This window comes from Stenotrophomonas sp. P5_A9, assembly GCF_056400525.1.
This window is the reverse complement of record NZ_JBFULC010000096.1, coordinates 1-9230: the sequence shown is the minus strand read 5'-3', so window position 1 is coordinate 9230 and position 9230 is coordinate 1. Positions and strand designations below refer to the sequence as shown.

Annotated in this window: 8 protein-coding genes and 1 pseudogene; 4 read left to right on the top strand and 5 right to left on the bottom strand. The window is 53.6% G+C overall.

What is annotated here, in order from left to right; translation table 11 throughout:
• The coding region (locus tag AC1DR7_RS19285; protein WP_478076626.1) for a MobA/MobL family protein at positions 1-375 on the bottom strand (375 nt) is incomplete at its 3' end.
• A 238-nt stretch (positions 376-613) separates the two neighbouring features.
• On the opposite strand from AC1DR7_RS19285, the gene AC1DR7_RS19280 reads away from it, so the two are divergent.
• Positions 614-1072, top strand: coding sequence for a hypothetical protein (locus AC1DR7_RS19280; protein ID WP_457321158.1), 459 nt, complete (start codon positions 614-616; stop codon positions 1070-1072).
• Positions 1073-1115: 43 nt separating this feature from the next.
• On the top strand, positions 1116-2192 hold the full coding sequence (locus tag AC1DR7_RS19275) for a hypothetical protein (RefSeq protein WP_457321160.1): 1077 nt from the start codon (positions 1116-1118) through the stop codon (positions 2190-2192).
• A 185-nt stretch (positions 2193-2377) separates the two neighbouring features.
• Here AC1DR7_RS19275 and AC1DR7_RS19270 read toward each other — a convergent pair whose 3' ends face one another.
• Positions 2378-3502, bottom strand: coding sequence for a DUF4062 domain-containing protein (locus tag AC1DR7_RS19270; RefSeq protein WP_478052436.1), 1125 nt, complete (start codon positions 3500-3502; stop codon positions 2378-2380).
• A 474-nt stretch (positions 3503-3976) separates the two neighbouring features.
• Between AC1DR7_RS19270 and AC1DR7_RS19265 the strand changes: the two genes are divergently transcribed.
• Together AC1DR7_RS19265 and AC1DR7_RS19260 are read left to right on the top strand one after the other, a co-directional pair.
• Entirely contained in the window at positions 3977-5368 is a 1392-nt protein-coding gene (locus AC1DR7_RS19265) for a site-specific integrase (protein WP_478076625.1), read from the top strand.
• Between the two features lie 47 nt (positions 5369-5415).
• A complete protein-coding gene (locus AC1DR7_RS19260; protein WP_478076624.1) occupies positions 5416-5916 on the top strand; it encodes a hypothetical protein in 501 nt (166 codons plus the stop codon).
• 36 nt (positions 5917-5952) lie between these two features.
• Here AC1DR7_RS19260 and AC1DR7_RS19255 read toward each other — a convergent pair whose 3' ends face one another.
• The 3 genes and pseudogenes from AC1DR7_RS19255 to AC1DR7_RS19245 all read right to left on the bottom strand — a co-directional run.
• Entirely contained in the window at positions 5953-7023 is a 1071-nt protein-coding gene (locus AC1DR7_RS19255) for an ankyrin repeat domain-containing protein (RefSeq protein ID WP_478052280.1), read from the bottom strand.
• A gap of 85 nt (positions 7024-7108) precedes the next feature.
• On the bottom strand, positions 7109-8758 hold the full coding sequence (locus AC1DR7_RS19250) for a UvrD-helicase domain-containing protein (protein ID WP_478076623.1): 1650 nt from the start codon (positions 8756-8758) through the stop codon (positions 7109-7111).
• Positions 8755-9230, bottom strand: a pseudogene (locus AC1DR7_RS19245) (ATP-dependent nuclease); the annotation flags it as partial. The gene AC1DR7_RS19250 and the pseudogene AC1DR7_RS19245, both read right to left, overlap by 4 nt.

The following is a 9230-nucleotide window of genomic DNA, read 5'->3' as shown; positions in this document are numbered from 1 at the left end:
GTGATGGCTCGCTTGTAGCGCAAAGCCATATCGCTTGATCAGTGCATGCGAGATGTCGAGAACCAGGTCCCAACGCTCGCGGTCATCGAGCTCGTGCGGCAAGGCAATGGTGAAATCACGGCAAACGGTACTGTTGCGGCGGCGCTCTGCCGCCTCTGCTGCGGCCCAGAGGCGTTGCGGGTCATTAGTCCAAGCGGGCGCCCCAGAGGGAGCCACGCAGCAGGCCTGGATGATTCCAGCCCTGCCCCGGTAGTCATGTTTGACGCCGGATCTGGGATCAGTGAGCAAGAATCCGCCCCGGTAGGCGGCGGCTGCGAGGGCGGAATGACCCTTAGCTCGGCTGTAAGTTTTGATGCGTGTGTGTTCGATAGTCATAAGGCTTCCAGTGTCTTAGTCCATTGGTTATGGCTCAAGATTTGAGAAGCGCAATAGCTCGAAAACACCTTATTTATAGTGCTTTTGTTGCCTGTTATGGTTCACGCTCGCACCTGATTGAACAAGAAGAACCGAGCATCACGAACGCTTCGGGTGCAGAAAACTTCTGTTACTTTACCAGGATGCCCGCCATGTAAAACCACCAATCGTTGACGAAGATCAAAACCCCGTTAGCCTAATGGAAAATAAGGGGATAAAGGTGGATAGAAAAAGAGTACAAGCAAGGCTTAGCCAGTTGGGAGTGGCACTTTCGAACGAGAAGAGCGAAAAAGGCTGGTTGACTCAAGCCATGCATGGCGGTGCATCGACACATTACTTCCCTAAGTTGTCGTCAGCTCTAGCGCATTGGGATGGAATTGCAATGTCGCACCTCGAGCACCGACACGTGATGGACCAAATTTTCAACCATACCTTTGATACAGGCAGCCAAGAAGAAAAAGAGCAATTTATTCGGTGGATTGAAGATGCTGACACGCCTCCGGAAGTCGCTTACCGTGCGGCGATTACGCCTTTTGAACTCCCAAAGAATTGGCGAAAATCTGCCAGCGCCATCTTCACACCAGACAAGCCTATTGACCGATCATGGGCAGACTACTACGCTCGTGAGAAGTTAGTCGCGCTGCTCTCAAAGAGCTAGCGAGCCGTTCGTCTTCAAAGAAAAGTGGACAAGGACCGTCAACGTGCAACCTCTGAAAAACTGGATAGAAGCCGAACTCGGCGTTCCGCCAAACTCGACATTGAATGCGCTGGCGGCTACGTTCCAGATGGCGCTGCTTGAACTGCAAAAAAATAACATCACAGCGGATCATGATGAAGAGACAATCACCGCAGCTATCCTGGGTGCTTTTACGGCAGTCGCTCCATTCTGCTGCTTAGCCTACCAGCCCGCTCCCTCACCACACCACCTTTGGGTGAGATATGCCAAAAGCGGCACCGGGCTGATGACAGAACCAGGACGCGGGGCTGATTTCGCGCTGGTCATTTGCATGCCGGATGGCAGTTTTCGCCTCTCCGTATTTCAGGCAAAAATGGATAAGGGAGCCGGAACGTTTTCAATCAGGCATATCTCGCCAGCGAGAGCAAACCCACCAAAGCTACCTGAACCACAGTTCCTGAGACTTGCTGATTACGGGCTCGATATACTAAATGACTTAGCAGACCCCAATATAAATCCAGTCTTTTCAAACCTACACTGGTTACATTATCTGGTTTACGAGAGCAATCAAATTCGCTGTAGCGCGATTACGAATCACCAGCCTACATATACGTTGATTAGCGCACAAAAGGCTGTAATTGTGAAAGCATGCGTAAATCTATGGGGGAACAATATTCAGAGCTTTCCGAAAGGATGGAAGGAAACGGTGGGAGGATTGTGGTCGCCCTTGGTTCTTCCTAATCAGCAAATACTCGGTAACGTTCTCTTCCACCAATTGCTAACGAAGGGCGCGGACGAGCTAGCAACACCCATTACAGGCTGGCTCATCCTAGATGACATCACCAAGGCACGCAAAGCAGTGGATATTCTAGCTGAACACATGCCCGTTTATAGCGCAAAAACCAGACCCGGCCCGAACCCAACGCCGTTTGGCCCTAACTCTTCACCATTAGGAACTAAGACATCCGTAAGGACGGCGAATGTGATGATCCCGGATGACTCCGCCCATCTTCCGCGCCAAACCGATCTAAGCGATGACGGAGCAGGGCTGGGATCAGAGAAACCGCAAGGCCCTAGGCGCGGGCCTGGCAATAAGAAATAGACACCCAACCGCACAAGCTGGACATTTGAAAGCAAGAGCGCCTCATCCGAAGAAATGCATCAGCGTGCAACTAACCACCGCGAGCGCTCAGCCAATTGCCAAATCGAACATACCGCAATCGGGAGACTTTTCCTGCCAGAAGATCTTGATGAATACGCTCTACAACTTTATTTTCGACTGACGAACTAACCATTCCAACGACGGCGCAAGAGCACGATCAAGTCCTCCACAATGCGTTGCGTGTCCATCGTTAGCGCCTGTCTGACCTGGTGGGCTGGCGTTAGGAGGACGGGCTCCTGGTGCTCTCCCTGCCGCCAGGGCACTTGCATGCTGTTTGGACTCGCCTCTTGTTCCGCCCGGGTCCGCCAAGCACCTGCATGCTCTCCGAGCAGCCGCACCGCAGGAACGACATGGCTAAGCCGTTCGGTTGGGTCGATATTAGCCAGAAGCCACACGGCGTAGCTGATCGCAGCTTCAAGCTTTCCGGTGATATCTTCTTCTACGACGACCGATAGCCCCATGCCGCACTCTGGTGGCGGAACAGGCAAACTGATCAGGAGATCCCCGTTGGGCCACAGTCGAACGGACGCGCCGTCACTACGCTGGCCTTTCTGGCCCAAGACAAGCGACTCGCCGGACAAGCCTGCCTGCATCCCTAAGCTCCGATCAAAGACAGCGGGCTTTCCGAAAAGCGCCTGTTGCTGCATGGCATCTATGAGCGCCCCGGCTTCCATCTCAGCAGGACGAAGCACCGTTGTGTCAGGCCCGGCAGCGACGGCAAGCTGCAAGACCGCGCCGCTTTGATGATAGCCGCGCTCAATTTGCGGAAAGAGCGTCAGAGCCCGCTCGCGCATTCCCGCTGGATCAAGGGGAGCTACGGCTTGCGTCAGCTGGAACTTATGGATGCCGCGCGTCGCCTTTTGGCCTAGGTCATCCGGTGAGCTAAATCCATCCCAGAGTTGACCACCTTGCCACTTGCCGATCTCTGAAATCAGATCGGCCTGATCCGCTTCCGACTCTATACCGGACTGCACAAATACAAGGAGAGGCTTCCGATTGCGCGCCTCCTGCACTTCCTCGTGCGTGGCTGAGACGCCTCCCGCTTGCTTGGTCCCGTAGCGAGAACCCAGAACGAGGATGACGAGGTCCGCCTCGCGCACGCCATTGAGACATGCAACCTGCGGAGAACTCGCCACGGCTCCAAAGTCCTCAGCTCTGATGGCCTGGTGGCCAAGAAGCTCAATCGCGTGCTTGACGGCAGCTCGCTCCGCTTCCATGCCCGTAATAAGTGAGCTGATAAAGATCTTCATCTAGAACTCCTGTGGATGAAAGAGCAGTGGGAGCGCGCCGTGTCCGCCTAGGCATTTCATCCCAATTATGTCTCAAATTCCGAGACCGCTACGCGCGTGCGCCTGATGTGGTGGAACCTGCGGAAATTGATTGCCTAACTGCCTTCTTAAGATAGATTACTTAAGGCAAGCGCCCACCATTTATTCTACATTCATTTTTGAGGTGTGCGAAATGTCTCACTTTTCCCCAATTTGTTACTTTTAAACACTATAAGCACGTCTATGGATATTTGGGCAGGCATAAGCCAGATGCCTTGCAATTACTGAGGAATTAATAATATTTAAGATGAAACTAATTATTCTTTTTACCATCTAACAGCACGGAAATACGTAATGACTTAGGCAATCTTCCGGACGCAAATTCTGTCTCGATTTTGGATTGACGAACAATCGTGCTGCCTTATCAAAGATCTACCTCCTCATATCGGATAGTAGATGCTCTCTCAAAACCCTCAATTGGCGAATTACATCGAAGAGCCATTCGGCGATCTCTTTATCGAAGAAGTTAGCCACGGCAAATCAAGCTTTAGGAACATCCGGATTACCAGCCAAGCAGGCGCCGTTTACTTTCAGAACCTCGTCCAAGCGACGCTAGACGACCATGAGCGCAAAAGACGGCTTCGCCGATCAGGCACGCGCTATCCAGAGCCTTTGCCTCCGGCAACCCCGGCTCGGCTTCTTTCGAAAGAAGCAGAAGATTTCCTCAACGACAAAAAACGGCAAAATCGCGAGCAGACAACCATTGATGCATATCGCCGGACGCTTGCGATCCTGCAACGGGTCACTGGCGATATTTCGGTTGCAGGCATCAATCACACGCATATCTACGAGATGTGGGACCTATTGCGCTGGGCTCCAGAAGACTTCATGTCCAACCCCGCCTATCAGAAGCTCGATGTCAAAGGACTGATCGCGAAGGGGCAGGCGCTGGGCAGAACTCAGCCCGCCAATGCAACGCTTGAATTGCACCGCCGTTTATTGAGCGCCTTCTTCAATACGCTGCACGAGGCCGGAGCCATCCCGCATTCGCCGATGACCGCGTTCAAGGCCCCTCGTAAAGATCTTGTCGTTGATCCAGAAGAGCCAGAGCGACTGCTCTCCCAGGAGGAAATCCAGAAGATTTTTGCTCCTGAGACCTTTATCCCGTGGGCCAAAAAGTATCCGCACCGTTTGTGGTGTCCGCTGATCGCGCTCTACACAGGTGCCCGCATCAACGAGATTGCCCAGCTCAAAGCCAGCGACATCGTCCAGGACCAAGGGGTTTGGTGCTTCTCGATCCAAAAGACAGTGGATGCAGATTTAGCGCGGAGCACCGGCAAACGCTCTCGGCAGAAGCTCAAAGGCAAGAGTGCCGTCCGCAAAGTGCCCATCCACAGCAGCCTGATTGAGGCAGGCTTCCTGGACTTCTTAGCCGACATCAAAGCTTGCGGGCACCCTCGCCTCTTCCCCAACCTGTCAGCGGGCATCTGTCGCGAGACCGGAGAGCCCAACGGCCGCTATAGCCAAGGATTCGTCAATCAGTTCGGCAAATATATGAAAGAGCTAGGCTTCGGAAAAGGCATTGGCTCCCATGCCTTCCGCCATACGCTTGCCACTGAACTGGATGCCAAGGGCGTGCGAGTCGAGCATATCGCCTTGATCACAGGTCATTCGCTCAACAAGAGAGCGCCCGTGCTCCAAGAGAACTACGTGCACAAGTCAGCGGCCAATGTACGGAGGATCCAAGTTGAAGCGTTGGAGCAGTATCAGCCGTCAGTGGCTCTACCAACCTACGTGCGCGGACAGTTCAAAGAACGGTTGAGCGAGGAGGCAAAGATGTATCCTTAAGCGAAGCGCCAACTAAGCGGCGCGCATTCATAGACAAGGAATCGTTCATGAGCAATGTGGAAGTTCTAACGCTCCTAATCGCATTGCTCGCAATAGTGCCAGCCGTATTGGCGCTCGTGCGCCAAAGCAGTCAGCGAAAGCGAATGGATCAGTTGGAAAGCGCGCAACACCGCCAGAACGTCGCCACCGCAGCACTACACGAGAAGCAGCTCGAACTATTGCTGGCTAGCGAGAAGGGCAAAGGCGGCGCACACGTGAAGCTCGATCTTTACCGCGACAATAAACACTATCGCTTCCGGGTTACAAATGTTGGATCGGCACAGGCTCGAAATGTTCAGGTCAAGATCCTCACAGGGAAGGATGAGCACGATCCTATTGCAGGCACAGACTACGACTCGAAGTTCCCTGCCCCCGTGTTGGAACCAGGCTCTTCAATTTCCCTGTTCGCCGCCATCTATATTGGAAGTCCTACGGCCTACAATGCGCTGGTGTCATGGGAAGACCCCGATGGTAGGAAAGCCGAGAACACTACCTATGTGRCGCTGTGAATCGGCGCACGGCTTCTGGACGCAAAGGCAATACTCTCAAAGTCGAGGGGGACGGGTCATTTGGCGGATCGCGGGGGTAGAGACCTTCGCTTGCTCGCGAGCTCTCCCATACTCGTTGGAATCGAGCTCTCGACGCTCCTTGAGAGCAGCAGCCTTGGCAATCGACTCATCTAGCTTGGCATAGGTCTCCTTATCCGATATCAATTCCCGCACAAGATCCAAGTTGGCTCGGGGAACCAAAACATCCACCATTTCATCATGACAATTCTGGAGTGCAATATACAATCCGAGCTCCGGATCCGCTGTTTTGTGTGCAAACTCCAAGAGCGACTTGACGATCTCTGCATGACCAATGGTTGCCGCAGCGAGCATGGCCTTGTATCCAAAGTCGCGCGGAGCATGCCCCGTTTTGACAATTGCCCACAGTAGCTTCCGCACAAGGCTCTCATGCCCCTTGGCAGCAGCGACATTAAGACCCATTGAGTAGGTGTCTTCCGGATCGGGGAGTCCAGCCCCTATCAAGTAATCAATCACCTCAACATGGTTATTCTCTGCGGCAGCCGAGAAGCCATACTGTGCGCACTGAATTTTTGATGAAAATGGCAACAGGTGCTTGACCACTTCCAAGTGCCCCTCCCGGCAAGCCGCGATCAATGCTCGACTATTCCTAGCCTTTGCATCCGAACCTAAAATCAGATGAAAGACGACATCAGGATGGCCATGGAGTGATGCCTCGTACAATGCCTGCGAGTCACGCTGAAAGGGGTTACATGACCTGATAAGCAGTTGGACGCATTCGAGGTGGCCATGCCTGGCCGCTAGGCAAAGCGCGGCGTCATCTTCGGAATCACAATACGGCATCAGCATTCTTACCAAGTCAACTTTGCCGAGCTTGGCTGCTGTCTTCAAGGGCTCTTGCTTCCAAGATGCTGTCAACAAGGGTAAAAGGACATCAATGATTGCATCTTGATCAAGCCTAATAGCCTCCAAGATGGCTTCACGAGCGGCCTCATCGACATCAGGCTGTGCCCGACACAGGTGGGCAGCGGCCACCGCATCATTGGCCTGAATGGACTTCCTAATCCTCTGCTGAAATGTCTTTTTCATATCTACCCTCTTTTCAAGATAGGGCAGTTCGAGCAATCGTCAAGGCCACTGCACACTCATCTTCCGTAGCGAATTAACTCGGATATTACAGAGGAAGTGCGCCATCTAGCACATACCCAACAAATTCAGCCTGAGGACGCCGCCCCTGGTTCCAATGCTGGCTCGCCCCATCAGGCGCACTCCTTCGATCCGCATACGTCACTACCAAGTTCTGCTTGGCTCGACTAACACCGACGAAATACGCGTTTCTGTTTTCGTCCTGACCGTCCTTGCTCCACCAAGTCTCAAGCTCGGTGCAGGGTAAGATTACGCACTCAAACTCCATACCTTTGCATTTGTGGATCGTCATGACTCGGACCGAACCTTCGTCTAGGAACCTTGCCAGCGCCTGATCCAAATCGTCATGCTGATGAATGAAGCCGCCAAGGACCTCGTAGACCTTCCCCAGAATTTCAGCTAAGCGCGACGCATCATAATCAGCTGACAGCGATAGCAGGGTTGATATGGGAACCAACGCCATGACAACCTGCGATTGCTCAAAGGCAAACTCCGCCTGCTCAGCGGCAGGCGCCTGAGCAACGCTATCTCGTGCGCGACTGAGCACTCTCACCCAGTCGCGTTGATCGTCATCGTCCTGTGCAGTCAAAGCGTAGAGAAGCGATGCATATGCGTCTGGGGCAGGTTTAGGGCTAAGGACGCGCAGCAGATTGACCACGAGCTCTGTGGCAGGCTCTGAGGTAAGATCTTGCAACTCCTGCTCGTTTCGGCGCGGAATACCTCGACGATCCAGTTCATCGTCGATAGCCTGATTGAACATAGCGCTCTGGCGAATGTGAAGAATGGCAATTTCGTGCGGCGCAATGCCGTCAGCGATCCACTCCTCGATCTTCTCTGCAATTTGTGCAGCCTCGGCCAATTCGTCAGCGAACCGAGACAGATAGACCTTACCCTCGTCACCAACGATATCGCTTTCTGCCACCGCCGAACCTGGCTCCATCTGCATGATCATTCGGTTCTGCACGCGACGGATCGCTGGCGCAGATCGCCAGTTCTGCACGAGCCTCAAAATGGCTGCCGGAAACTCATCAGCGAACTTTCCCATCACCCCATCGAGCGCCCCTGCCCAGCCCATGATTTTTTGCTTCGCGTCTCCGACAGCGGTTATCGCGGTTGACGTATCCTTGAACAACGTCTTGATCAGCTTGTATTGTGGACCTGTACAATCTTGAAATTCGTCCAAAAATACATGGCTGTAAGCGATGTTGATTGATCGCTTGATCATCGGATGCTGTTCGATGAGATTTTGCGCCAATGGCACCAACTCCTTGAACGCAACCTGGACGCTCTTCACGCGAACGGTGCCGACTTTGAATCCCTGGTCCAGGCGATCCTTTCCTGTCAGAAGCGGCCGGTAGATCGCAATAATTCGACGCGCAAAGGCGTCGAACGTCATGCTGTTGAGACGGTGGGCATAGTCAAGTCCTGAGCGATCCCTCACCCGCCTACGCAGGGTGTGCGCCGCATCGGTTTTAAACGAGATCGCCAAGATCCTTTTTGGATAGCGGCTCGTGCCGGTCCTGAGCAAAAAGTCGGCGCGCTGAGCGAGAAGCTCGGTCTTCCCTGATCCAGGATTAGCAATGACCACACTGTTGCCATGAAGAGCCGTAATCGCCGCTTTTGCGCCGGGCTCCAACATCTCGATGGCAACCGGACTCCACTGAGCTGGCGTAATCATTCCGCGTCTGCCGCCAAGATGGTGACCACACGCTGACAGAGGTATTTCAGGGTCTTGGGGGCATCCGCTCTCAGATCTTCATCAGTCAGGTTGGCCAAGGCTTGAAGATGCGCTACCGGCTTACTGGCGAGTTTGAACAGGCGGTGGTAGTCGTGAAACAGACTGCGCGACTTTGGTCCGTAGTGCTTGGCGATTCCACTCTTTCCCAAGACCGCACCGAGTAAGTCATCGCCATCTTCCAACGGCTGCTCAGTGGCGCCGTAGGCATCTGGAAACTGCCGCATCATAGCGAAATCAAGATCAATCGGGGCCGAGAAGAAGACCCCTGCTCCTCTGAGGAAACGCACTTCCTCGATGAAAGCGTCCCCTTTGCAAGACGCTTTCCATCCAGGAAGCGCTTTGACTTCGGCATCGGTGCGCACCGGGTGGCCGTTTGGAAACTTGCGCAGATAGCCATGTGCCACTTTAACGC